Origin of the sequence: Microbacterium sp. AG157 (assembly GCF_003385695.1) — a bacterium.
Classification (GTDB): Bacteria; Actinomycetota; Actinomycetes; order Actinomycetales; family Microbacteriaceae; genus Microbacterium; species Microbacterium testaceum.
Window position 1 is genome coordinate 1 of sequence record NZ_QRDK01000001.1, and the last position, 24819, is coordinate 24819.

Here is a 24819-nt window from a genome sequence, read left to right on the forward strand (position 1 = left end):
CCAACAAAAGTCAGACCGACGAGGAATAAATTGGCATTTGACAAGTGCACGCTGTTGAGTTCTCAAGGAACGGACGCACCCACAGAAACGATCTCCCGACCTACCCGTGAGGCAGTTCACTACCTATTCGATCATTCAAACCTTGTGGTTCTCACCATGGGACCTATGAAAGATCAGCGTCGTGAGACCCGGTCGAAGACCAGAACCAAAACCATACACCGAAACGATGAGGTTTTGGGTGGTCTGCCACTTGAGACGATGCGGGGCCTTCCGGCCTCTCCGCTCTCCCCTGTGGGGCGAACAAGTAATAAGTTACGCGGGAACGACCGACCCGTCGAATCCAGGCACATCTCGGGCGTGTCGCCGGACCGCACACGCGGAAACCCGCGGAAGCGCGGACGGCCCGGCACGACCTTCGAGGTCGTCCGGGCCGAGTGACGGGAACGGTATGACGGTCAGGCGACGAGTGTCCACGTCGACGGCGAGGTCATGGCATCCGTGTGTCCCCCGGTGAACTCGATCCCGCCGAAGAACATCGCTCCGATGACCAGAGCGAAGACGAACGCGATCGACAGGAAGAGCACGGCCACGCCGGCGAGGGTGATCAGAAGCGGAAGTCGAGAAGCCATGCATTCATCCTGCCCTGCTTGCCCACCTGCCCGCCAGGGCTTGCGCCCGGAAACGACCGAAGGCCGGCACCTCCGAGGAGGTACCGGCCTTCGATGCGGGACGGATCAGCGACCGGAGAGCTTCTCGCGAAGCGCAGCCAGCGACTCGTCGTCGGCGAGGGTGCCCTGGGCGGGCGTCTCGGACGAGAACGATCCACCGAACGAACCAGCGTCCGTCGGGTTGGCGGCCTCAGCCTCGAGGGCCTTGGCGACGGCAGCCTTGTGGGCTTCCCAGCGACCCTGAGCAGCGGCGTACTCCTGCTCCCAGGCCTCGCGCTGAGTGTCGAAGCCCTCGAGCCACGCACCCGACTCGGGGTCGAAGCCCTCGGGGTACTTGTACTCGCCACGCTCGTCGTACTCGGTGGCCATGCCGTACAGCGCCGGGTCGAACTCGGTGCCGTTGGGGTCGACCGACTCGTTGGCCTGCTTGAGCGACAGCGAGATGCGGCGACGCTCGAGGTCGATGTCGATGATCTTGACGAAGACCTCTTCGCCGACCGACACGACCTGCTCGGCGAGCTCGACGTGCTTGCCCGACAGCTCGGAGATGTGCACGAGGCCCTCGATACCGTCGGCCACGCGGACGAACGCACCGAAGGGAACGAGCTTGGTGACCTTGCCCGGAGCGATCTGGCCGATCGCGTGGGTACGGGCGAACACCTGCCACGGGTCTTCCTGCGTCGCCTTGAGCGAGAGCGACACGCGCTCGCGGTCGAGGTCGACCTCGAGGATCTCGACGGTGACCTCCTGGCCCACCTCGACGACCTCGGAGGCGTGCTCGATGTGCTTCCAGGAGAGCTCGGAGACGTGGACGAGACCGTCGACGCCGCCCAGGTCGACGAACGCACCGAAGTTGACGATCGACGAGACCGTGCCCTTGCGGACCTGGCCCTTGTGGAGGTTGTTGAGGAACGTGGTGCGCGACTCGGACTGCGTCTGCTCGAGCAGGGCGCGGCGCGACAGCACGACGTTGTTGCGGTTCTTGTCGAGCTCGAGGATCTTGGCCTCGATCTCCTGGCCGAGGTACGGCGTGAGGTCGCGGACGCGGCGCAGCTCGATGAGCGAGGCCGGGAGGAAGCCGCGGAGGCCGATGTCGACGATGAGACCACCCTTGACGACCTCGATCACGGAACCGGTGACAACACCGTCGTTCTCCTTGATCTTCTCGACGTCGCCCCACGCACGCTCGTACTGAGCGCGCTTCTTGGACAGGATGAGGCGGCCTTCCTTGTCCTCCTTCTGGAGAACGAGGGCCTCGACGTGGTCGCCGACGTTGACGACCTCGTTGGGGTCGACGTCGTGCTTGATCGAGAGCTCGCGGGAGGGGATGACACCCTCGGTCTTGTAACCGACGTCGAGGAGGACCTCGTCGCGGTCGATCTTCACCACGGTGCCTTCGATGAGGTCGCCGTCGTTGAAGAACTTGAGCGTCTTCTCGACCGCGGCCAGGAAGTCTTCGGCCGAGCCGATGTCGTTGATCGCGACCTGCTTGGTAGCCGGGGCGGTCGTTGCGGTAGTCATGTAGTGGGTTGTCCTAGTTGGGTGTGGTGTCGGGCTCCGACTCCTGTACCCGTCGGTCCAGGACCGGGGGCCGTCGGGCTGGGGCCGCCCGAGGGCGAACTCCAACCACGAGTCGAAGCGAAGCGGATTGTTTGTGCGATGCCACGGGCTCGCCAGATAGGCAGAACCCAGGTGTGACACCTCAGTCTAACGCACCGGGCCTCCCGCGCAGTCCCGGGTGGCGCGCATCCCGCGGTCGAGCCGTCACACGACGACGCGGGCCGGGCAGCGCGCACGGAGACGGAGGGCTGGACAGGGCGATCACGCGTGCGCGCGATTCGCCCCGGATCGGCGTTTTTGTTCCGGTGTTCTGAGGCGGTCCGCCCAGGTGGCGTCCAGAAACACGTGCCAGGCTCCCCGTCTTGTGCCCGCTGACGCGGGTCGGACGGTGACACCCGCACCGTCCTCCCCTCACGTGAAACCGGTTCTATGCGCTCTGACTCGACGTCCTTTTCCAATCGTCGTGACCGCCGCCTCGCCGCCCGCCGCACTCGTCGTCGCCCCGTGACGACAGTGGGAGCGCTCGTGCTCGGCGTGGTCGCGGCCTCGGCCCTCACCGGCACCGCGCCGTCCGCCACCGCCTCTCCCGCCGACCTGTCGACCGCGACGTTCTCGTTCGCCTCCTCGATCACGCCTACGGTGCTCGCGGCCTCCCCCGGCCCCGAGAAGACCGAGGCCCGCGCGGCGGAGACCGCCGCGTCGAGCTCGATCCAGGCCGTCGCCACCGTGCAGAGCGACATCGCGGCATCCGGGCTCGACATCGGCCAGCCCGCCACGGTCGACACGACCGCGCTGCAGCAGGCCGCCGAGCGCCTGCAGGCGGCCTCGGTGCTGCCCGAGACGTTCCTGCCGGCGCTCTCGCACGACGTCTCCGCGGCCTCCGCCGCGGTCGATCAGCGCGTCGCCGAGCTGCGCGGGGGTCTCGACGCCGCCGTCGCCAAGAAGGCGGAAGAAGAGGCGGCCGAGAAGGCGCGCCAGGAAGCAGAGGCTGCTGCCGCCGCGAAGGCCGCCGCCGACAAGGCCGCCGCCGAGAAGCAGGCATCGTCGTCGTCCTCGTCGAACTCCGGCGGTGGAGGGTCTTCGGCCCCCATCCCGACCGGAGGCGGTTCGGGAGACAACAGCCCCGCCGGCGCCCAGGCCGCCGCGCGCGACATGCTCGCCAGCCGCGGCTGGGGCGACGACCAGATGTCGTGCCTCGTCTCGCTGTGGAACAAGGAGTCGGGCTGGAACTACAAGGCCTACAACTCCGGCAGCGGCGCCTACGGCATTCCGCAGGCCCTCCCCGGCAGCAAGATGTCGTCCGCCGGTGCCGACTGGCAGACCAACGCCGCCACCCAGGTGTCGTGGGGCCTGGGGTACATCTCGGGCCGCTACGGCACGCCGTGCGGCGCGTGGGGTCACTCGCAGTCGACCGGCTGGTACTGAGCCCTCAGCTCCATCGCATCATCGAGCGCGCCGCTCCGGAGAACCCTCCGGTGCGGCGCGCTTCTGCGAGTAGCGAGAGGTTCTCGGGGCCGTTGAGCTCGTGCAGGACGGCCGGACCCACGTGCACCTGCCACGCGCCGTGGAAGCGGAGAGCGTCCGCCCGACGACGACCGATCTCGGCCGGCACGGCGACGAACTGCCGGGGCCGGGAGCGTCCCACGCGATCGAGGACACCGCGCACCCACCACGGCCCTCCGCCGCGGTCGACCTCCAGAACGAAGCGCGGCGTCCGGATAGGACCGCACAGCTCCTCCAGGGCGATCCCGAACGTCCTCTGATCGGCAAGGCTCGCGTCAGCCATCCGGATCTCGGCGCGGGTGCCATCGGCATCCCTCCGCTCTCGCTCCCAGACGGGCACCGCGAGCGGGGACCGGACGCGCCCACTCTCGGACAGCGCCGTCCACACCACACGCGCCATGTTCCGCAGCGTCGCCGCGGCATCCCGAGCCTGCCGACGCGTGCGACGCCACGCGGAGAACAGGGGCACGGCCATGACGGCACCGATCAGGATGCTGACTCCCCCCACCGCGACTCCCGCGACGGGTGGCAGGAAGAACGACAACGCGAGCATCGCCGCCGGCGCTCCCGCCGATACTCCGAGCCACCCGCCGAGGGCACGCTCGGCCCGCACCGACGTCGAGAAGACCGGCGTGCGGGCCGGGCGCTCGACCACCGCGGAGAGCTCCTCGCGATCGTCGTACGAGGAGCCGATGCGCCAGGCGGATCGCGTCTCGTCCCGCGGCGGAGCCGAGGTCAGGGCGTCGACACCCTCCAGCGACGCACCGCGGGCCTTCTCGAGCACCTCGTCGAGCGCGCGACGACGGTCGCGCCCCAGCGCCGCGGGCAGCCCGCGGACGATGCGTTCCGGGTGGTCGGCGTCGAGTCCCCACAGGCCGGCGTGCTTGCGACGGAGACGGGCGGCATCGGGTTGCGCGTCGAGGGGCGAGTCGGGCGGCAGCAGCGCCGAGACCGTCCAGTTGTGGGCGACCTTCTCGGGCCAGCTCGGATCGCGTCGCAGGGTACGGCCTCGCAACTGCTGCGTCGCTGACGCCGTCGCCACCGCCGTGAGGTCGATCAGAGTGTTCACCGCCGGGCAGTCCCAGCCTTCGCCGAACAGACCGCGCGTGCCCACGACCACCTCGAGCGAGCCGTCGGCGAGCAGCCGGGACACGGCGCCGACCACACCGGACCCCGTGGTCCCCCGCACCTCGAGGACAGCCGCATCGTCGGGGCACGGCTCTCCCGTCACCGGGACGCCGAGCTCGCGCGTGAGCGCCGGGAGCAGCGTCTCCGCGTGACGGACGGCGACGCGCACCGTCGAGGACGTGACGAGGATCGCGCGCAGCGCCGAGGTGACGGCATCCGTCGCCACGATCGAGAACGTGCGGACGGCGCCGGCCGAGCCCAGGAGCCCCCCGTGGACGTTGCCGTGGGTGACGTAATCGGTCACGACGAGGGCGCGGAGGCGGTCGCCGAGCTCGGTGCGCTCGCGGGCGAGGATGTCGCACGCTCCCCTGTCCTTCGAGAGGGAGGACGCGAGGACCGTGTCGATCGGATCGCGGGTGCGCCGCACCCCGCGGTCGGTCAAGGCGAAGCCGAAATCGGCGAGCAGGCGGCGCAGCCGGTGCCAGTCGTCGACGCGCGCGGGGTCGGGGAGAACGCGGTCGAGGGCGTATCGACCCAGCAGGCGCAGCGTCTCGTCCGTCGTGGGCGCACGTCGTGCCACGGCGGGAAGACGCGCGGTGAGCGGGTCGCCGGGTGCGACGACGGAGAACATCGCCGCAGCGGCCTCGGCACCGGCGAAGTCGACGGCGAACGCCGCCGAGAGAGCGGCATCGACGGCGGCGTCGGGGTCGGACGACTCCGCGGCGGGCGGCGGGGGCTCGATCCCCGGACGCGCGTCCGCACTCGTCCCCGCGGGAGCGACCGGGTCCGGGGACGAGACGCCCTCGGCGGGCGGTTCGAGGGGGTCCTCGGAGGTGGAAGGGGCCGACGGCTGGAGCACCGCGCGGAGGAACTCCCTCCCGGCGCCCACCGCGAAGGTCGTCCGCAGCGCCTCCGCGAGGGCTTCGGCGTGCGCGGAGAGGAACGCCCGCTCCTCCGCCGTCGGTTCGACCACGTGGACGAGGTCGCGGTACGGCGCGAGATCCCCCTCTCGGACGACGGCCGTGACGGGAACCTCCAGATCGACCTCGCCCAGCAGCGAGACGTAGTTCTCGTACTCGTTCGCGTCATCGGGCGAGGGCAGGGTGGCGGTGAGCCCGATCACGAGCGGCTCCCGACCCGCCGCGCGCAGCCGCGCGACGAGCGCCGCGACCACCAGCGCCCAGTGATCCAGGAGGTGGTGGCACTCGTCGAGGACGACGGTCTCGACGCCTGCCCCGACCAGGCGCTCCAGCAGCTCGCGCGATCGCGGGTGGAGCGCGGCCGTGAGCGCGGTGGCATCCTGCCTCGCCAGCGTGCGACGAAGGGCGCGGGACCGAGAACGGATGCCACGGCCGTACGCCGCGGGATTGCTCTCGCTGAGCGCGTCTAGCCATCCCTCGGCCTGGTCGGGGGTGCGGTCGTCGGCGATCAGCTCCTCGGCCCAGCGGGCACGCGCCAGGGCCGCGAAGGGCTCGCCGGAGTCGACCACGCTGATCGCCTGGTACGTCAGGGCCGTGAGGTCGGCGGGGCGATCAGGGTCTTCCGACACGGCGGCGTCGTCATGCGCGAGCGCCCGGGCAGCCCCCACCCACTGCGCGCGGATCGCCGTCGTCGGCGCGAAGACCACGGTGCGGTGCCCCCTGCGCGTGGCGAGGAGGAGCCCGAGCAGAGTCTTCCCGGCACCCGGCGGGGCGACGAGGTGCAGCGGCTCCCCCGCGTCGACGTCGACACGGTCGAGCGCGGCGCGCTGGTAGGCCCGGAGCGTCCCGTCGAACCGCCACGCCGAAAGGGGACGGCTCGGTTCGGTCGACACCGCGCCAGTCTAGAGAAGCGCCCCGGCGGGCGGGCGGACCAACCTCCGCCGGAGAGGACGACGCGTGGACCTTCGATGGCTCGATGCCCCCGACGACGACGTACGGCGGGAGCTGCCGACCGTACCGGAGCACGAACCGCCGCCGTGGGTGCCGACCCGCAGACGCCTGCTCGTGCGGCTGAACGCCGTGATCCTGGTCTGGACCCTCTTCATCGTGGTGTTCGATACCGGACTCGACGTCGACATCCGGGGCGACGGGACGCTCGAGGCCGACGACGTACGCACCCTGATCATCACCCTCGTCGTCTCCATCGTCTGGACCGCCGCGAGCGTCGCCCTGTGGCGATGGTCGCGGAAGGCCTCGACGCCCGTTCGGCTCCGCCGCGCTCGCCGCGCTCTCACCGCGCGGGCGAACGAGTTCCGCGCAGAAGCGTGGTGGCGGGACTCCTTCAAAGCCATCGTCACCGCTCACTCCGCCGGCGTCCGCGAATACCCGCGCTTCGTGGGCGAAGGGGTCGAATTCGGGACGGTTCGACTGCGGATGCCGCGCACGCGTCCACGCTCCTACGTCTGCGTCTCGCTGGCATCCCCTCTCCCCCACCTGGTCCTCGACGCCGTCGAGAACGACGGGGTGCGCTCGGGACTGCCCGAGAACCTCGCCGAACGGCAACGGCTCTCCCTGGAGGGTGATTTCGACCGCATCTTCCGTGCGTACGCTCCACGGGGATACGCCCGGGACGCGCTCTACGTCCTCACCCCCGACGTCATGGCGACGCTCGCGGACCACGCGCGCGCGTTCGACGTCGAGATCATCGAGGACCGGGCCGTGTTCTTCCGGGCGGAACGGCGTCGCTGGGACGATCCGGCCCTGTGGCGAGAGGTGGACGCGATCCTCACCCACGTCGCACCCCGACTGCGAGAGCGCTCGCTGCGGTACACCGACGAGAGGGTCGCTGGCCAGGTCGCGGTGGAGATCGCGGAAAGTCTCGTGAGCGGTACCGCGGGGGTTTCGGCGTGGCGCCCGCACGCGCCCGTCGTGGGCCCCGAGGGGCGACAGCTCCGCTCGTGGACGCCCCGCCACGGCTGGTGGGCCAACGTGCGCGTGGTCTCGTCGTTCATGGTCGGGACGGCGGTCTACGGCATCCCGGTGTTCTTCGGTGTCGTCACTCTTCTGGGCATCTTCGACGGACGCTGAACCGCGCGACATCCGGCGTCGTGCCGTCGTCACGATCGTGCGCGCCGCGGCGGAGCGATGCCGCCGGCGCGACGAGCGCCCCGACGGGTCAAGCGCCGTTGCGCCGAGCGACCCACCCGGCCAGGAGGGCGTGCGAGAGCGGCGCGATCGAGACGATCATGAGCATCGTGCCCAGCACCGCCTGCTCGGCCTGCAGCAGCACCCCGCCGATGAGCAGGCCCGTGAACAGCACCGACGAGACCACCCGGCGCACCATCCGCTCGAGATCGCGCATGCGGCGCTCGATGCGCGGAGTCTGCACCGAGACCGAGCCGTCTTCGAAGCGCGAGATGAGGTTGTCGGCACGGCGCGGGAGGCGCGCGGTGACGGCGGCCACCGCCCCGACCTCGCGGACGAAGGCCTGCGCGGTGTTCCCACTCTCCTCCCGGATGAGGCGCTGCGCGTAGGGCTCAACGGCGTCCCAGATGTTGAAGGCGGGATCGAGCGCGCTGCACATGCCGCTGGTGAGCGACATCGCGCGCACGATCAGCAGGAAGTTCTCGGGCAGCTGGAACGGCAGCGATCGCACGACGTCGCCGAACTCGATCGCGAAGGCGCGGAACTCGCGCGGGTCGACCTCTTGCAGCTCGGCGAACCCCATTCCGCCGAAACGCGAGAACAGCTGCGTCATCGCGCGCTCGAGCTGGATCGTGTCGGCCGAGGGCAGCAGCACGCCGACATCGCGGATGCCGTCGACCAGGCCCTTGCCGTCGCGCGAGGCCGCCGCGATGAGCACGCGGCGCAGGCCGCGGCGGAGGCTCGGCGGCACCTCGCCCATCATGCCGAAGTCGATGAAGGTGAACCGCCAGGCCGGTGTACCGGCGTCGGTCGTGCCGCCGAGCGGCGTGACGAAGACGTTTCCGGGGTGCGGGTCGGCGTGGAAGAAGCCGTCGTCGAACAGCTGATCGAACATCACGCGCGCGAAGCGGGCGGCGACCTCGGACGGATCGATGCCGGCCGCGCGGAGGGCCTCGACGTCGTTGATCTTGATCGCCGTGACGTCTTGGAGGGTGAGCACGCGGCGGGTCGTGCGCTCCCACACGACCTCGGGGACGGCCACTCCGTCGGGCCCGCCGAAGTCGGCCGCGAAGCGCTCGGAGTTCGCGGCCTCGTGGAGATAGTCGATCTCTTCGAGGCTCGTGACGGCGAACTCCTCGACCAGGGAGGGCATGTCGACACGATCGCGCACCAGGGCGACCTTGCTGAGCCACACACCGACCTTGCGGAGGGCGCGCAGGTCGACGTCGACGATGCGGTCGATGCCGGGCCGCTGGATCTTCAGCACCACGGCGCGCAGGCCGGTCTCGGCGGCGAGATCCTCCGTCAGCACGGCGCGGTGCGCCTGGCCCAGCGACGCCGCGGCGAGAGGCCGTTCATCGACGCTCGCGAAGGCGCGCTCCAGCGGCATCCCGAGCTCTTCCTCGGCCCGAGCCCGCATCTGCACGAACGGGACCGCGGGCACCTCGTCTTGCAGCCCCTCGAGCTGCTTCGTGATGGAGGGGGGCAGGACGTCGAGGCGAGACGACATGAATTGCCCAACCTTGATCATCAGACCACCGAGGTCGACCGCGAGCACGTGGAAGCGTTGGGCGATGCGTTCGAGCCGCCGGGTACGACCCCGGGCGGAGATCCACCCGAGGCCGAACCTCGGCAGGAACAGCTCGAACCACCAGGCCTGCACCAGGTAGCGCGCCGCGAAGCGCGTGATCCGCCGGTAGCGGGCCTTCATGAGGGCGTCGTCGGTCATCGATTCTCCTGGATGCCGACGGGCGGGAAGCCCCCGTCGATCGGGCGTGACCTCAACCCTGGGCGAGGATGGAGTAGAGCTTACGGCGGGCCTCGTCGAGGATCTCGACGGCTTGCGCCACCTGCTCTTTGTCACCCGTGCGTGCGACCTGGGCCGCTGCCTGCGCGAGTTCGACGCCCGCCTTGGGCAGCGCCGTCATGCGGCCGCTGTCGCGCGAACCGGCCGACTCCCACGGGGCGGTGCGCTCGGTGGTCTCATCTCCCGCCGCGGCGCGCCCCTCGGCGGTGAGCGAGTACGTCTTGCGGCCGTTGGACTCCTCGGCCTGCACGAGGCCCTCGTCGGTGAGCAGCTGCAGCGTGGGGTAGACAGAGCCGGGGCTCGGCTTCCACGAGCCGCCGCTGCGGTCCTCGATCTCGCGGATGATCTGGTAGCCGTGCATCGGCTGCTCGAGCAGGAGCGAGAGGACGGCCGATCGCACGTCTCCCTTGTTCATGCGCGGCGTCGAGGCGGTCTTCTGCTCGAACTGCGTGCGCAGCTGCTCGAGACCCTCGAGGATGTTGGACATCGGCCAGCCGGGGGTGTTGCTCCCACCTCGCCCGCCGAACGCGTCTCCCAGGAATGAACCACTCATGACGACCTCCTTCGCGCGGACCCGACCTGAGTCAGCGATACATAACGATATATCGCTGATGCAGAGGGCGGGTCACCTTCGAGGGGATTCTCAGTACCAGTTCATCGCCTGCGAATGCCCCCAGGCGCTGCACGGCGTGCCGTAACCGCGGGAGATGTAGTCGAGGCCCCAGGCGATCTGGGTCGCCGCGTTCGATTCCCAGTCGGCACCGAACGACGCCATCTTGCTGCCGGGGAGCGCCTGAGGGATGCCGGTGGCCCCACCGTCGTTGTTGTAGGCCTTGTAGTTCCAGCCCGATTCCTTGGTCCACAAAGACGAGAGGCAGGAGAACTGGTCGCTCCCCCAGCCGTACTTCTCGGACGCGAGCTGCGCGGCGTACGCCTTGGCTCCGTCTGTGGTGTTGACGCGGGCGAGAGCCGCCGCGGCGTCGGCCTGGCGCTGAGCCTCGGCGGCAGCTGCGGCCTCGGCCTGGCGCTGCGCCTCGGCGGCGGCGTCGGCGGCCGCCTTCTCTGCCTTGGCCTGGTCCAGGCTCCCCTGGACCTCTGCGACACGGGCGCTCACGCGCTCGGTCTCGGTCTGAGCGTTCTGACTCAGGGCGGGAACGAGCAGCACGGGGAGCAGGTCGCGCGAGGTGAGCCGATCCACGGCATCCTGCAGGGCACTCGTGTCGATCGAGGCGTCGCCGATCGCGAGAGGGAGTCCGGTCGCGGCGACGTCAGCCTGCACCGCGTTCGCGCTCGAAAGCGCCGTCTGCGCTCCATCGAGGGCGGTGCTCGCCCCCGCGGTGACGGCGTCGAGGGTCGGCGCCGTCGACACGGGCACCGAGGTGCCGGGGGCGGAGAAGGAGGAGGCCGACGCGTCCGGCAGGGACAGCGGGGACGCCATCGCGAGGCCGGTCGTCGCGACCATGCCGAAGGCGAGGCCGGCACAGGTGGCCGCCGTGACCAGGGTGCGTCGGGCGCGGTTGACGTGGGTGAGTTTGATGTCGGAACGCAGCAAGAGAGATCTTTCGTCGGGGGCGCGCTCGTCGGGATCGAGCGCGATGTCGTGCCGTCGGGTCGGCACGGGCCCCGAGTGTGGGTGCTGGTTCTGGACGTTATCTTTTCGTTACCTGGAAGACCGGTGGGAGCCGAGTGCCGGTCGCACCGCGAGGCACAGGGCCTGAGCCGGTGAGTGCGTCTGTCGTTCGCCGCTATCACGGGGAGGCGAAAATAGCCGCGTGAACTGGGATTATTCGACAGGCCCATCGACCCGGATCCGTCAGTGTCCGCTGAGCGTCCCCTCGCGCACAGCGAAAGGCCGATCCGGCGAAGGAAAAATCTCGCCCGATCGGCCTTTCGACATCGGATCTCGCCGTCGGACGGCGTCCGGCGGGCTAGCCGCGGTGCGCCCGGTAGTAGTCGAGCAGCGCACGCGTGGAGGAGTCCTGGGCGGCCAGGGCCTCGTCGTCGCCCTCGATCGCGGGGGCGATCTGGAGGGCGAGCTGCTTGCCGAGTTCGACACCCCACTGGTCGAAGGAGTTGATGCCCCAGATCGTGCCCTGCGTGAAAGTGATGTGTTCGTAGAGCGCGATGAGCTGACCGAGCACCGAGGGGGTGAGCGACGGCGCGAAGATGGATGTCGTCGGGCGGTTGCCGGGGAAGGTCCGGGCCGCGACGAGAGCTCCGGTGGTCCCCTCCGCCTCCACCTCTTCGGCGGTCTTGCCGAACGCTAGCGCCTTGGTCTGCGCGAGGAAGTTCGCCAGGAACAGTCCGTGCACATCGCGACCGTCATCGGCGCGGGGGTAGGCCGGGTTCACGAACGCGATGAAATCCGCGGGGATGAGCCGCGTGCCCTGGTGAATCAACTGGTAGAAGGCGTGCTGACCGTTCGTCCCCGGCTCACCCCAGAACACCTCACCCGTGTCGGTCGTGACGGGCGTACCGTCCCACCGGACGGACTTGCCGTTGGACTCCATCGTGAGCTGCTGCAGGTAGGCCGCGAAGCGGTGCAGCTGCTGCGCGTAGGGCAGCACCGCGTGCGATTGCGCGCCGAGGAAGTTGGTGTACCAGACGTTCAGCAGTCCCATGAGGACGGGTACGTTCTGCTCGACCGGGGTGGATGCCACGTGCTCGTCGACCGTGTGGAAACCGGCCAGGAGCTCGCGGAACACGTCGGGACCCAGGGCGATGGCGAGCGACAGCCCGATCGCCGAGTCGACGGAATAGCGTCCGCCCACCCAGTCCCAGAAGCCGAAGGCGTTCGTCGGGTCGATTCCGAACGCTTCGACCTTGTCGAGCGCGGTCGACACGGCGACGAAGTGGTGGGCCACGGCGTCGGTGCGCGCGGCATCCGAATCGTCGATCGCACCCTTCTCGGCGAGCTGCGCCCAGAGCCAGTCCCGCGCGAGGCGGGCGTTCGTCAGGGTTTCGAGTGTGGTGAACGTCTTCGAGGCGACGATGAAGAGGGTGGTCTCGGGATCGAGGTCAGCCGTCTTCTGCGAGATGTCGGTGGGGTCGATGTTCGACACGAAGCGCGCGTGGATGCCGGCGTCGGCGTACGGCAGCAGAGCCTCGTAGACCATCACCGGGCCCAGGTCGCTGCCGCCGATGCCGATGTTGACGACGTGCGTGACCTTCTTGCCGGTGACGCCGCGCCACTCGCCCGAGCGCACGCGGTCGGCGAAGGCGCTCAGCCGGTCGAGCACCTCGTGCACGTCGTGATCGATCTGCTGACCGTCGACGACGAGCGCGGGCTCGGCGCCGGCGGGCCGACGCAGAGCGGTGTGCAGCACGGCACGGTCCTCGCTGGTGTTGAGATGGGCACCGCGGAGCATGTCGGCGAAGCGCTCGCGGACGCCGGTTTCATCGGCGAGCGCGACCAGAGCATCGAGGACCTCGGGGGTGACGAGGTTCTTCGACAGGTCGACGTGGAGGTCGCCGACCGTGCGGGTGAGGTCGCGCGTACGGTCGGCGTCGGCGGCGAACCAGCCGCGCAGATCGGGGGTGAAGCTCTCGCGCAGGGCGCTGAGGCGGGACCAGGCGGAGGTGGTGGTGGGGTCGATAGGCGCAGTCACGAAACCCACGCTAGCGACCTCGGACGATCGCCACGCCGCGGATGACGAAGTGCGCCTCACGCGCTACGACCGGGCCGGCGGCCCGGATCGGTCGCGGGCGCCCGCGGCGGCGTCGGCCAGGGGGATCTCGCGCGATCCGTCCCAGGGCTCCGTCCACCCGAGGCGGTCGAACAACCCGTCCAGCACCATCGCGGTGAATCCCCACACCGTCTGTGGGCCGCGTGCCGTCTGCAGGGCGAAGGCGGGCCCCCGCCACTCTCGACCATCACGACGCAGCACCGTCACGCCTCGGCGTTCGGGATCGAGCAGATCGGCTACGGGGGCGCGGAAGACCTCGGCCGACTCCGCCGCATCCACGGCACGGACCGGGGTCGGGCGCGCCCACCATCCGATCACCGGAGTGACCTCGTGGCGAGAGAAGGCCAGGGGCAGCGGCTCGAGGGTGCCCAGCACCTCGACACCGTCGGGCTCGAGCCCCGTCTCTTCGCGCGCTTCCCGCAGCGCCGCCGCCACGGCATCCGCGTCTTCGGGATCGACCCGGCCACCGGGGAACGCGACCTGGCCCGGGTGAGCGCGCAGGGTGCTCGCCCGCGCGAGCAGCAGCACGTCGAGATCGCGCGGGACGGTGCGCGAGACCCGGCGGCTGGGTACCCCGTCGAGCACACCGAAAAGGATGAGCACCGCGGCCGCTCGTGCCTCGCCCTCGACGGGTAGCGCCTGCAGCGCCGGGGAGACGTCGCCGAGACCGCGCGCGAGCAGGGCCTCGAGCTGGGCGCGGGGTGAGGGCATTCCTCGAGGCTAGCCGCGTCGCCGGCAGGCCGTGTCGAGCGATGCCGTCAGCGGGAGCCGTTGCAGGCCAGGCCGTCTCCATCGCCGTCGAGCTTGTAGATGTCGGAACCCACGACCCGGGCGACGCCGTCGAAGTAGGACGGGCCGTTGCCCTTTCCGCCCGCGCAGTCGACATCGGAATCGATCGGCACGCACGCGTCGGCGTAGTTCGGGTCGCATCCGCCCCCGCCGCCCGACGCCTTCTCGACCGGAGCGGGAGGAGGCGGAGCGACGAATGTCCCTCGTGAGGTGACCTCGGAGACCGGCGCTCGTCCGACGGATTCGCTGATCAGTACCCGCTCGGACTCCACACCGTCGATCGTCGTGACGCGGAACACCGAGACCTTCTCACCGTCGACGCCCGGCGTCGAGATGCGCGACTGCCCCGACGGGATCGTCGCGTCATCCACGGTCGCCCGCTCGAACGGTACCGCGGAGGTGACGGATTGCTCGGAAACGACGACGACGGGTGTCGGTGACGGCGTCGCGGACGGAGACGGTGCCGACACTCGACGGGCGTTGTCGGTGGCGGCCGGATCGGCAGCGGAGGTCGAGGACGAGCACCCCGAGACGAGCAGAAGCGCTGCCGTCACCGCTGTCAGCATGGAGACGGACCGCCCCCATCGGGTGAGGCGCGGGCGCGCCACGGCGCGATCGTTCACAACGGTCATCGAGATGTTCCCCCCAGAACAGGAGCCACGCCCCTTCGCGTCGCCACGGCTCAGCAGACCAGATCGGGGTCGCGGACGCAAGCGCAACCCCGGCCGCCTCGCTCACCTCGTCGCTTCGCGTCGTTTTCGCTGCGCTCCCTGACATCAGCGGCCGCCGGGCATGGCGCCCGCGGTCGGGGTGGTGGTGGTGTCGACGCGCACGCCGAGGGCGACCGTCCAGCCGGTGGAGTTGTCGCCGGTCGCGGTGGCGAGCTCGAGGGCTCCCCCGTCGTCGCCGAAGACGTTGTCGCTCTCCAGCGACACCCGGGACAGATTGGATGCCGAGGAGGGATACGCCGCGTCGGCGTAGACCACGTCGCACGCGGCCTGCGGCAGGGCGACCTGCGAGGTGGCGATCGCGTTCGAGGCGTCGGTGATGGCATCCACGTTCGGGTACACCTCGAAGTGGATGTGCGGCCACCGGCCGTCGTAGCAGCCGGGGAAGATCGAGGTGAACGACACGACACCGTCACTCCCGACCACCTGGACGCCGCGAAGGTAGCTCTCGTTCTCGATCCCCGAGGAATACATCGAGTAGCGCCCCTGGTCGTCGCAGTGCCAGACGTACACCGCGGCCCCCGTGAGGGGCACGTCGCCGGTGGCGGTGTCGAAGATCGTGAGGTTCAAGGTCATGGGAACGCCCGCGGCCGTGGCTCCGCCGTCGAGGCTCGAGCGCAGGTCGCTGCGGACGATTCCGGACTGTTCGAGGATGTCGGGGCCGTTCGAACCGTCGCCCGGGTAAGGGCCGGCGGTCTCGTCGGGGATCTCGCCCGAAGGAAGAGCGGCGGCCGCACTCGTCGCGGTGGCGCTGGGGGTCGCGCTCGCCGTGGGCGTCGCTGTCGAGGTCGCCGTCGCGGCCGTCGTGGCGGCGCCGGAGGCCGACGGGGCGCACGCGGCCAGCGTGGCGGTGCCCGCGCCCAGCACGACCAGGCCCAGGATGCCGCGCCGCGAAACCAGCGTGCGGATGTCGAAGGGCGCGCCCTGATCGACGACGGGCTCGTCGGCGCGGTCGAGCAGGCGACCTTCGTAGGCGGGACCGTCGGGGGTCATCTGGGTGTCGGGGATTCTGCTCATGGTCTGCTCCACTGGTCGCTGCGGGTGTCGATGAAGCGACGATGACGCCGCGACCCTGCCCCCTCCCTCACCGAATCTATGGACCGGCTATGCGCGCTGGATCCGCACGGTATTTACCGTCCCCGACCCCGGTGCGCGTGTCAGGATGAACGAGGGAGGTACGCGATGACCGGAACGCTGCACGCCGTGACCCTCGTCGTGAACATGCCGATTACCAAGATCGACGCCCTCGACGCGATCGCCTTCGCCGCCGACGGAGGCGTCGACGGTGCGGGCACGATGAGCCCGCGCGTCTGGCTCGCCCCGCACGCGTGGGCCGAGGTCGAGATCCCCAAGTTCGCCGATCCCCCGCCGTTCGCGATCGACGTGTACTCCGACGTCTCGGGCGCGGTGGCGTGGGCGCAGGCCCGCCGCCTGTTCGACGCCCTCGAGCGCTTCGGCTGGAACGTGAGCCCGCCGCGCGCGGGAGTGCAGTGAGCGAGGCCGCCGCACCGCGGCCGCGACTGCTCTACGTCGAGGACGACGCCGAGATCGCCGCGATGACGCTCGAGGTGCTCCGCGAGACCTACGAGGTCGCGCACGAGGCCGACGGGCTCGCGGGCCGCGATCGGGCGCTGCGCGACAGCTTCGAGGTGATCCTGCTCGACCGGCGTCTTCCCGGCCGCGACGGCGCCGAGATCGTGCGCGACCTGCGCACCGCGCACATCACGACCCCCGTGCTGCTGCTGACGGCGCTGGGGGCGGTCGCCGATCGCGTCGAGGGACTCGACGCCGGAGCGAACGACTATCTGCTCAAGCCGTTCGACTTCGACGAGTTGCTCGCCCGACTGCGGGCGCTGCGGCGCGGCTACCGGGCCGAGGGACGCCGCCGGGACGTTTCGGACTGGACCTATCTCCCCGACACGGCCGTGGTCTACGGTCCCTCCGGCGAGCGCGTCGCCCTCACCTCGACCGAGAACGCCGTGCTCGAGCTGCTCACCCGGAGCCCCGACCACGTCTACTCTCGCGAGGAGATCGCCCGCGCGGTGTTCTCGTCTCCGGATGCCGTGACCACCGTCGACACGTACGTGCATTACCTGCGCCGCAAGACCGCGACCGACCTCGTCGAGACCGTGCGCGGGCGCGGGTATCGCGCGGGGGCCGAGCGGTGAGCGCCGACGACGACCGGCGGGTCGTCCGGCGGGCCGCCCTGCGGGTGGGCACGCTCGTCGCGGGCGCGTCGGCCGTCGCGATCGCCGTGGGGGTCGGCGTTCTCGTCTCTGTTCTGGTGGCGCAGGCGCGCACCGAGGGCAGCGGTCGGCACGGCCCGGGCGGCGCACCGACGGGCGATCGCTTCGTCGTCGACCTCGACGACGTGCTGCCGTGGGTCATCGGCCTGGGCCTCGTCGGGGTCGTGGTGCTCGGGCTCGTCGGCTCGGCCGCGGCTCGCTGGTCGGTGCGACCGCTCGACGAGGCCCTGCGCCGGCAGCGCGCGTTCGTCTCGGACGCGAGCCACGAGCTGCGCACGCCCCTGACCGCCCTGACGAGCCGCATCCAGATCGTGCAGCGTCGCCTGCACCGCGGAGAACCCGCCGACGAGCCGCTGGATCAGCTGCGGCGCGACGCGCAGATCATGGACGACGTGCTCGCCGACATGCTGCTGACCGCCGAGAGCGAGGTGCACACGGGCACCGCGCGGGTCGACGACAGCGTGCGTGCGGCGACCGACGCCCTCGCCTCTCTCGCGGATGACGCGGGCGTGCACCTGCGTCCAGGCGCGCTGACGAACGCGACGGTCGCGGTGCCGGCGGTCACCGTCGTGCGCATGTGCACCGCCCTGCTCGACAACGCCATCGGGCACACGCCCGCGGGCTCGGAGGTCACGATCACCGCCGACGCCGACGAACGCGAGGTCGTCGTGCGCGTGGAGGACGGGGGAAGCGGCATCCGCGACGACGATCTGCCCCGCATCTTCGAACGCTTCGCGCGCGGGGCGGAGTCGGGCCGGCGCCGCGGCTTCGGGCTCGGGCTGGCGCTCGTGCGCGAGGCGGCGACCCGCTACGGCGGCAGCATCGAGGTGGAGCGCACCTCTCCCACGGGCACGGTGTTCGCCCTGCGCCTCCCCCGCGCCAGCTGACGAGCGGACTCAGCTGACGAGCGGACTCAGCCGACGAGCGCGTCGTGGAACGCCGACACCTCGACCCGCCCGGCGAAGCGACGCGTGCGGCCGTGTTCCCAGACGATCCCGGATGCCACGGGGGCCACCGGCAGCCAGTCGAGGTCGTCGATCCCGGCGATGGCCGCCACGGTGGCCCAGGCATCGGCGGTGGTGAGGTCGTCGGCGACGATCGTCGCGCTCACGGGACCCGCGAGGTGTACGCCCGTGCGCGGATCGACGAGGTGCGCGCCGCGCTCGGACGTGCCCGAAGTGGCCACGGCCCCGTCGACGACCTCGACCGTGGCCAGCAGCTCCCCCTCGTGGGTCGGGTGCGCGATGCCGATGCGCCAGACGTGCTCGCTCGTCGCGGCCGTGCGCAGGCGCATGTCGCCGCCCACGTTGACGCCGACCGCCTCGATCGCGCCGTCGGCGAGAAGCTCGTCGAAGGCCCGGGTCGCGGCATCCGTCGACCATCCCTTCACGTACCCGGTCGGGTCGAACCACCCGCGCCAGTGCGCGTCGAAGCGGCCGCCGCTGCGCTCGCGCAGGTCGCGGCAGTCCGCTGCGACCTCGGCCACCCGCGGATCGACGTCGCCGAGCTCGAGACCGTCGTCGCGCAGCCGCGAGATGTCGGAGTCGTCGCGGTAGGTCGAGAACACCCGCTCGTCGTCGCGCAGGCGCGCCACGCACGCGGCGATTGCCCGCTCGACCCGCGCCGTGCGCTCGCCGATGACGGTGATCGAGGCGACCGTCCCCATCACGGGTTCGACGACCGTGAACCCGCCGGTCATGCGCGGGCCCGGTCGAGGGCGGACTGCAGCGAGGTGCGGTACCCGGTGCTGGTGTAGGTGGCACCCGAGACCATGTCGACCTCGGCGCTCTGCGCCTGCACGGTCTCTTTCACCAGCACGGGAAGGGCGCGGGAGTTGATCTGCTGGTCGCGTCCGCTCTCGGAGGGGTACTGCGGCACCTGCACGTCGGTGATCGCGCCGCCCGACACGGTGATCTGCACCTGCACGGGACCGAAGCGGGTGTTCGCCGCCTGGCCGGTGTAGGTGCCGTCGGTGAGGCCGCTCGACGAGGTCTGCACGCTGGACGATCCGCTGGAGGTCGAGCCGCTCGAGGTCGAGCTCGAACCCGAGGAGGTGGATGCCGAGGGGCTCGGCGTGGTCTTCGGCACCGTCGCGACACCCGACGAGGGGGCGTCGGCGAGCGCGCTCGTCGACTCGGGGACCGTCGAGGTGCGGTAGCTGAACAGCAGCACGAGGCCGGTGACGGTCGCCATGAGGGCGTAGACGATCTTCTTCATCGGATTCTCCTCAGACGGTGAAGGCTTCGAGGTGGACGCGCTCGGCGGGGACCCCGGCGCGGCGCAGGTCGGCGCGCACGGCATCCATCCACGGCTGGGGTCCGCAGAGGAACACGTCGGTGTCGGCGGGGCGCGGCGAGACGTAGCGGATGAGGTCGGCCCCGGCCCACGGGGCGTGCGAGGTCGGTAGCCACGACGAGGTGGTCAGTGCGCGACGGCCGGGCAGCGGCGCGTGGCGCAGGCCCCGCTCCCGCACGAGGTGATCGATCGCGTCGGCGCGGAGGGCGTCGGCGGCGCTGTGGTCGCGCACGATGAGCGTCGCCTCGCCCGGGGCCCAGTCGGCCTCTTCGAGCATGGCGACCAGCGGCGCGACTCCCGCACCCGCGCCGATCATGAGCAGGTGTCCGCCGCGGCGCTCGTCGGCGGTCATCGTGCCGTAGGGGCCCTCGATGAGCACGCGCGTGCCGGGGCGGAGCGCGGCGAGCCGCTGCGTGCCGTCGCCGACGAGGCGGGCCGAGATGACGAGCTCACCGCCGGCCGGGTCGGTGGCGAGCGAGAAGGGGTGTCCGCGCGTCCAGCCCGCCCCGTCGAGGAAGCGCCAGACGAAGAACTGTCCGCCTCGGGCCTTGAGGGCGTCGATCCGGCGCCCGGTCATGCGCACCGAGACGCCGCTCTGGCCGTCGCGTTCGACGGCGCTGACCCGGATGCCGTGGCGCAGCGACGTCGCCAGCGGAAGCCCGAGGCGGAAGACGACGACTGTCGCCACGGTCACGCCCCACATCGCCCACCAGTAGACGGTGGCGGCGGGCGAGACGGTGAAGTCGGCGCCCGTCCACAGCATGTGCGGAATGGCGAGGCCGACGCCGAGGTAGCCGTACAGGTGCAGCAGGTGCCACGACTCGTACCGCAGACGCTTGCGCGCCTTGCGCACCGAAGTGACCACGACCAGCAGCAGCAGGGCGGTCCCCGCGGTCGCCAGCAGCATGCCCGGGTACTCCCACACGAACTGCCACGCCTGCTCGAGGGGGTTGATACCCGCCTGCACGGCGTAGCCGAGGATCTGCAGCCCGATGTGCGCTGTGAAGAGGGCAAACGACCAGAAGCCGACGATGCGGTGCAGGCGGGTGATGCCGTCGCGGCCGAAACCGCGCTCGAACAGCGGCACGCGGGCCATGAGCAGCACCTGGTAGAAGAGCAGGTTCGCGGATGCCAGGCCCGCGGCGCGACCGAGGGAGTTGAGCGAGTCGACTCCCCCGGCCAGCAGCGACTGCACCTCGCCACCCGCGACCCAGACGGCCACGACGACGAGACTCGTCGCCCAGATGACGACGATCGCGGCGAGGTTCCACAGCGGCCGGGTGTTCGGCCTCCTCCGCGAGACCTGGCGAGCGCGGCGCACGGTGGCGACGGGCGGGGCGGCGAGGGCGGGTGCGGTGGCCATGCGGTCAGCGTGCCCGCGTGCTCCCCAGACGGCTCCAAGAATGCGGCGCACGGAGGTGATGCATAGGAATTGCGTAGGTTACGGCTTCGCCCGCGCCGAGTCGGCTACCTCGCGACGGGCGTGCTGAAGAGGTTCACGACGTTGCCGTCGGGGTCGTGCATCAGGGCCGACCGATTGCCCCACGGCATGGTGGTCGGTTCGAGGACGACGTCTCCACCAGGCGCCTGAAGCGCGGCGAACGCGGCGTCGACGTCGGCGACCTCGAACTCGATGAACACGGACCGGTTCGCGGCGGGCACGAGGGCTCCGTCGAGCATCGCGACCGTGGCGGTGCTGGCGATCGCGAGGGTCGCGCCGGGGCCGCTGAACTGCGCGAAGACGGGGGCGGGCCGCTCGGCCCGCTGACCGGTGACCCGCTCGTAGAACGCGACGAGCGCGTCGAGGTGATCGGTGACGATGCGGACGGAGGCGAACGACATGGGATTCCTTCGGTGAGGTCGGTGGAGGGAAGCTCCAGCCTCACCGGGGAGCGCGACACCGTCCTGTCGGTGTTTCGCGAAGTCCTTTCCGTTCAGTCCTCGATCACCGACCGCAATCGTCCGTACGGGATCGCGAGGTCGGCGGCACGCAGTGCGCGCTGCGGGGGTCGCTCCTCGGTCACCTCGATCGCCAGCATCCGATCTCCCCGGAAGGCTCGGACCCCGTCGCGCAGTCGACACCACGCGATGAGGTACCACTGCCCGTCTTTGCCGATGGACCCGAGGGGCTCGACCTCTCGAACGGACTCGGTGCCGCCGGCATCTTGGTAGCGCAAGCGCACGACGCGGTCGGCGCGCAGGGCTGCAGCGAACTCGGGCGGGGCGACGACCTCGTCCTCACCCTCGAGAAGGTGAACGCGTGAGGCGAGGGCGCTGGCGCGCGCCGCCTCGCCCTCCGGCATGACCGCGAGCATCTTGAGGGCTGCCGTGCGGGCGGAAAGCCGAAACGGGCTGCGCCCGAGGGTGCCGAGCCCGATCAGTACCGCGAGCGCCTCGTCGAGCGTGAACCCGGCCGGGCCCAGCGTGGCGGACGCGTCGATCACATACCCACCGGTGCGGCCGGGCTCCGCCCAGATCGGCAGACCCGATTGCTGTAGCGCCGAGAGATCCCTTTCGATGGTGCGCACCGACACCTCGAACCGTTCCGCGAGACGACGAGCACTTCGCGGTCGCGGCGAGACGGCCCGCAGTTCTTCCACCAGGCCATAGAGACGATCGGTGCGGTTCACTCCCCCATCATCGGACGCCTCGTCGCCCGGAGCACTCCGCGACGCCTCAGTGAGGTACTGGCGCAGATCACGCCTGGAAGGATGCCGTCACCCGTCTCGATGGGCGGGGACGAGCGGATCGGACATTGCCCGACCAGTCGACTTACAGCGTAAGCTGATGCCGTGGAACACGAGAGCATCGAAGACTCGCCTCCGCGCCGTTCTCGTGTGCAGTTGCAGGAGTGGGTGCAGGAATTCGTCGATCTCGGGCACCCGATCGCCAGCCGGATCCGCGTTGCGGAGCAAGAGGACGCGGACGGACGCGACACCGGCCTCGTCGTCGTCGAGCTCATCCACGGCGGCGGATGGGTCTCGCTCGAACCCCGCGGATACGACGATCCCGTCTGGCAGGCCGCCCTCACCGGTGGGGACGACGACGTCATGCTGTCGCCCTACGCGCTGGCGGGGCTCGCGGCCGACCTCGTCGTCGCCGGCAACCTCTGCGCTTACCTGCAGTGGAAGTCGCTGGAGTGGGACCGAGCAAGCGGACGCCACATGGCGGGAGGGGCGAAAGATGCCTCAGGATGACGCGCACGAACTCCTGTCGAACATCCTCGACCGTTGCGCCGCCATGGAACGCCCGTTCTGGGAGGTCAGCGCCGAGAAGAGGGCCGAGGTGGCGCGCAACTTCGGGTCCCCCGCCGTGATCATGCGGGTCGGACATGCGGCCGACGAAGATCTGCGCATCGCCGGCGGGGCCGATCTCTTCTTGGGAACGGCGCTGTTGGCCGAGATCGCGATCGAGATCGCGGAGCAGGCGCACACGGGCCGCAGTCGGACGGAGGCCGTCTCCGCCCTCCGCGCACGCCTGAATGCTCTCCTCGGGCCAGCAGCCCACCCCGAAGACGCACCCGATCGGCACCGCGGATGAGGCGCGGGCCGGCCACTACTGGGACAGCTCACGGTCCAGTCGGTCCAGAAGCGCCTCGAGCGATTCCTCGAACTCGTCCTCGGAGCGATCCCTGCTGAGAAGACCGCGCAGTCGCTGCACGTGAGGAGTGTCTGCGAGCTCCTTCTCGGCGTCGCCCTGCCCGATCGCGGCTCCGCCCTCGTTGAGAGGTTCCTCGACCGGCGCGGTCTCGGCGCCGCGCACGGCCGCTTCGAGGAGCAGGTTTCCGAGCAGGAAGCTGCTGAACGAGCGGTAGGCCCTCACCGCCCGCTCATCGTCGAAGCCGAAACCGATCATCGCAGTGAGGAAATGCTCCACCACCTCCACGCTCCGCAGCGGCGGGCGCAGCCAGGGTGCCGCCGGGTGACGAGTGGCGACAAGGGGGAACGCCTTCGGGTGTTCGATCGCGATGCGACGGACTTCGTGGGCGACGACCTGGAGATACCGCTGCCACCCGTTGTCTTCCGCCACGAGCAGTGCGTCGGTGAGACCCCCCATGAGCCGATCGACGACGCCCTCGAGGAGATCCTCCCGGCCGTTCACGTACCGGTACAGCGACATGGCCTCGACCCCGAGCGCTTTGCCGAGATGGCGCATCGACAGCTCGTTGAGACCCCGCTCGTCGATCAGCGACAGGGCCACATCGAGGATCGCGTCCCGGCTGAGCCGAGGGGTGTTCGTCCGTTCGGTGTCCACGATGTTCTCGCCCATGTCCCACTCTCCGTGCGTAGAACACAATCGTGGCCGAGATCGGCTCCCCGAGGAGGTAGCTTGCCCCTCGAGCGAGGCGTGCGCTAGCCCGCTGTCGTCGGAGTCAGTCGTCGAGACCGACCAGCACCGCGCTGCGTTCCCATAGCTGCCGTGCGACCAGGGGGTCATCGGCGATGCGGCTGGTCGTGGCGGGTTTGTTGTTCGAGTAGAAGCCTCCGGGGGTCCAGTCGACACCGGGCTTGCCGAGCGCGAGCCAGGTCAGACGTGCGCCGCCCACCGCGGTCGAGGTCATGAGGCTCTTCGCGAGCGGGCCCCCGTAGAGGAACTTCCACGGTCCATCGCTCGACGATCCGAAGTTCGAGGCGATGACCCCCGGGTGGAAGGCCACGGCCGACACACCCTGGTCGCCGAACCGGCGGTTGAGTTCCTTGGTGAACAGCACGTTCGCGAGCTTCGCGTTGCCGTACGCCGCGGTCGAGGAGTAGCGGCGCTCACCCTGCAGGTCGTCGATGTCGAAGCGGGGGAAGAGTTTCGCCGCGGCGCTCGAGGTCTGGATCACCGAGGCGTCCGACTCGATGAGGCGCTCACGCAACAGATTGGTGAGCAGGAATGGCGCGAGGTGGTTGACCTGGAACGTCGTCTCGTAGCCGTCCTTCGTCAGGGTGCGCTCGCCGAAGACGCCGCCGGCGTTGTTGGCGAGCACGTCGATGCGAGGGTATTTCTCGAGGAGGGATGCCGCGAGCTCCCGCACCTGCGCCAGGTCGCTGAAGTCGGCGACGAAGGAATCCACCCCGAGCGACCGCGCGACGCGGGCGGTCTTGTCGGGATTGCGCCCGACGACCACGACCTCCTCGCCCACCTGCGTAAGCTGCTTCGCGGCTGCGGCGCCGATGCCGTCGCTGGCTCCGGTGATGACGATCGTGCGGGTCATGCGTACCTCCTGGTCGATGTCGCCACGCTAGTGCGGGCACCGATGAGAACTCCGGGGCTTGCTCTCGGCATCCACTGTCGCGGAGAACTCACAGCCCGCTCCCAGCCCCGCGGGACCAAAACCGACGTGCCCCGCGTTCTTACC

General features: G+C 70.4%; 24 protein-coding genes. 7 read left to right on the forward strand and 17 right to left on the reverse strand.

What is annotated here, in order from left to right:
- Positions 1-455: 455 nt before the first annotated feature.
- The gene (locus DEU35_RS16930; RefSeq protein ID WP_170210603.1) at positions 456-629 is read right to left on the reverse strand and encodes a hypothetical protein; all 174 of its coding nucleotides are present in this window, start codon (positions 627-629) and stop codon (positions 456-458) included.
- Between the two features lie 105 nt (positions 630-734).
- Positions 735-2189, reverse strand: a complete 1455-nt coding sequence (gene rpsA, locus DEU35_RS00005; protein WP_056227982.1) for a 30S ribosomal protein S1 — start codon at positions 2187-2189, stop codon at positions 735-737.
- Between the two features lie 543 nt (positions 2190-2732).
- Between rpsA and DEU35_RS00010 the strand changes: the two genes are divergently transcribed.
- Positions 2733-3653 (forward strand): lytic transglycosylase domain-containing protein, encoded by a 921-nt coding sequence (locus tag DEU35_RS00010; protein WP_116238287.1) that lies wholly within the window; start codon positions 2733-2735, stop codon positions 3651-3653.
- Positions 3654-3657: 4 nt separating this feature from the next.
- Here the strand turns inward: DEU35_RS00010 and DEU35_RS17285 are convergent, their stop codons facing one another.
- Positions 3658-6672 (reverse strand): DEAD/DEAH box helicase family protein, encoded by a 3015-nt coding sequence (locus DEU35_RS17285; RefSeq protein ID WP_220340827.1) that lies wholly within the window; start codon positions 6670-6672, stop codon positions 3658-3660.
- Positions 6673-6736: 64 nt separating this feature from the next.
- Between DEU35_RS17285 and DEU35_RS00020 the strand changes: the two genes are divergently transcribed.
- Positions 6737-7867: a hypothetical protein gene (locus DEU35_RS00020; protein ID WP_103210831.1), complete on the forward strand. Its 1131-nt coding sequence runs from the start codon at positions 6737-6739 to the stop codon at positions 7865-7867.
- Positions 7868-7955: 88 nt separating this feature from the next.
- Here the strand turns inward: DEU35_RS00020 and DEU35_RS00025 are convergent, their stop codons facing one another.
- The 7 genes from DEU35_RS00025 to DEU35_RS00055 all read right to left on the reverse strand — a co-directional run bounded on the left by DEU35_RS00025 (position 7956) and on the right by DEU35_RS00055 (position 15951).
- Positions 7956-9653, reverse strand: a complete 1698-nt coding sequence (locus tag DEU35_RS00025) for an AarF/ABC1/UbiB kinase family protein (protein ID WP_116238288.1) — start codon at positions 9651-9653, stop codon at positions 7956-7958.
- 52 nt (positions 9654-9705) lie between these two features.
- Positions 9706-10284, reverse strand: a complete 579-nt coding sequence (locus DEU35_RS00030) for a PadR family transcriptional regulator (protein ID WP_103210829.1) — start codon at positions 10282-10284, stop codon at positions 9706-9708.
- Positions 10285-10374: 90 nt separating this feature from the next.
- On the reverse strand, positions 10375-11349 hold the full coding sequence (locus tag DEU35_RS00035; RefSeq protein ID WP_246077962.1) for a phospholipase: 975 nt from the start codon (positions 11347-11349) through the stop codon (positions 10375-10377).
- Positions 11350-11659: 310 nt separating this feature from the next.
- Positions 11660-13339 (reverse strand): glucose-6-phosphate isomerase, encoded by a 1680-nt coding sequence (gene pgi, locus DEU35_RS00040; RefSeq protein WP_116238857.1) that lies wholly within the window; start codon positions 13337-13339, stop codon positions 11660-11662.
- A gap of 63 nt (positions 13340-13402) precedes the next feature.
- Positions 13403-14128, reverse strand: coding sequence for a CoA pyrophosphatase (locus DEU35_RS00045; RefSeq protein ID WP_103210828.1), 726 nt, complete (start codon positions 14126-14128; stop codon positions 13403-13405).
- A gap of 47 nt (positions 14129-14175) precedes the next feature.
- The gene (locus DEU35_RS00050) at positions 14176-14838 is read right to left on the reverse strand and encodes a G5 domain-containing protein (protein ID WP_246077961.1); all 663 of its coding nucleotides are present in this window, start codon (positions 14836-14838) and stop codon (positions 14176-14178) included.
- Between the two features lie 144 nt (positions 14839-14982).
- Positions 14983-15951 (reverse strand): intradiol ring-cleavage dioxygenase, encoded by a 969-nt coding sequence (locus tag DEU35_RS00055; protein ID WP_116238858.1) that lies wholly within the window; start codon positions 15949-15951, stop codon positions 14983-14985.
- Positions 15952-16116: 165 nt separating this feature from the next.
- Here DEU35_RS00055 and DEU35_RS00060 point away from each other — a divergent pair, with 165 nt between their 5' ends.
- The 3 genes from DEU35_RS00060 to DEU35_RS00070 are packed head-to-tail and all read left to right on the forward strand — an operon-like array spanning position 16117 to position 18067.
- The gene (locus tag DEU35_RS00060; RefSeq protein ID WP_056227956.1) at positions 16117-16428 is read left to right on the forward strand and encodes a hypothetical protein; all 312 of its coding nucleotides are present in this window, start codon (positions 16117-16119) and stop codon (positions 16426-16428) included.
- Positions 16425-17102 (forward strand): response regulator transcription factor, encoded by a 678-nt coding sequence (locus DEU35_RS00065; protein WP_116238289.1) that lies wholly within the window; start codon positions 16425-16427, stop codon positions 17100-17102. Before DEU35_RS00060 ends, DEU35_RS00065 begins: the two co-directional genes overlap by 4 nt.
- Positions 17099-18067, forward strand: coding sequence for a sensor histidine kinase KdpD (locus DEU35_RS00070; protein WP_116238290.1), 969 nt, complete (start codon positions 17099-17101; stop codon positions 18065-18067). The genes DEU35_RS00065 and DEU35_RS00070 overlap by 4 nt, the downstream gene beginning before the upstream one ends.
- Positions 18068-18093: 26 nt before the next feature.
- Here DEU35_RS00070 and DEU35_RS00075 read toward each other — a convergent pair whose 3' ends face one another.
- The 5 genes from DEU35_RS00075 to DEU35_RS00095 all read right to left on the reverse strand — a co-directional run bounded on the left by DEU35_RS00075 (position 18094) and on the right by DEU35_RS00095 (position 22105).
- Positions 18094-18879, reverse strand: a complete 786-nt coding sequence (locus tag DEU35_RS00075) for an FAD:protein FMN transferase (RefSeq protein ID WP_116238291.1) — start codon at positions 18877-18879, stop codon at positions 18094-18096.
- Entirely contained in the window at positions 18876-19397 is a 522-nt protein-coding gene (locus DEU35_RS00080; RefSeq protein ID WP_116238292.1) for an FMN-binding protein, read from the reverse strand. Before DEU35_RS00080 ends, DEU35_RS00075 begins: the two co-directional genes overlap by 4 nt.
- 10 nt (positions 19398-19407) lie before the next feature.
- The gene (locus tag DEU35_RS00085) at positions 19408-20838 is read right to left on the reverse strand and encodes a ferric reductase-like transmembrane domain-containing protein (protein WP_103210823.1); all 1431 of its coding nucleotides are present in this window, start codon (positions 20836-20838) and stop codon (positions 19408-19410) included.
- Between the two features lie 104 nt (positions 20839-20942).
- A complete protein-coding gene (locus DEU35_RS00090; RefSeq protein WP_116238293.1) occupies positions 20943-21317 on the reverse strand; it encodes a VOC family protein in 375 nt (124 codons plus the stop codon).
- A 92-nt stretch (positions 21318-21409) separates the two neighbouring features.
- On the reverse strand, positions 21410-22105 hold the full coding sequence (locus DEU35_RS00095; protein ID WP_103210821.1) for a YafY family protein: 696 nt from the start codon (positions 22103-22105) through the stop codon (positions 21410-21412).
- Positions 22106-22267: 162 nt separating this feature from the next.
- On the opposite strand from DEU35_RS00095, the gene DEU35_RS00100 reads away from it, so the two are divergent.
- Together DEU35_RS00100 and DEU35_RS00105 are read left to right on the forward strand one after the other, a co-directional pair.
- The gene (locus DEU35_RS00100; RefSeq protein ID WP_103210820.1) at positions 22268-22672 is read left to right on the forward strand and encodes a hypothetical protein; all 405 of its coding nucleotides are present in this window, start codon (positions 22268-22270) and stop codon (positions 22670-22672) included.
- Complete coding sequence (locus DEU35_RS00105; RefSeq protein ID WP_116238294.1) at positions 22659-23015, forward strand: hypothetical protein; 357 nt, start codon at positions 22659-22661, stop codon at positions 23013-23015. Before DEU35_RS00100 ends, DEU35_RS00105 begins: the two co-directional genes overlap by 14 nt.
- Positions 23016-23030: 15 nt before the next feature.
- Here the strand turns inward: DEU35_RS00105 and DEU35_RS00110 are convergent, their stop codons facing one another.
- Positions 23031-23744 carry a TetR/AcrR family transcriptional regulator gene (locus DEU35_RS00110; RefSeq protein WP_103210818.1) on the reverse strand — a complete coding sequence of 238 codons (714 nt, stop codon included), beginning with the start codon at positions 23742-23744 and terminating at the stop codon, positions 23031-23033.
- Positions 23745-23847: 103 nt separating this feature from the next.
- A complete protein-coding gene (locus tag DEU35_RS00115) occupies positions 23848-24675 on the reverse strand; it encodes an SDR family NAD(P)-dependent oxidoreductase (RefSeq protein WP_103210817.1) in 828 nt (275 codons plus the stop codon).
- Between the last annotated feature and the right edge of the window lie 144 nt (positions 24676-24819).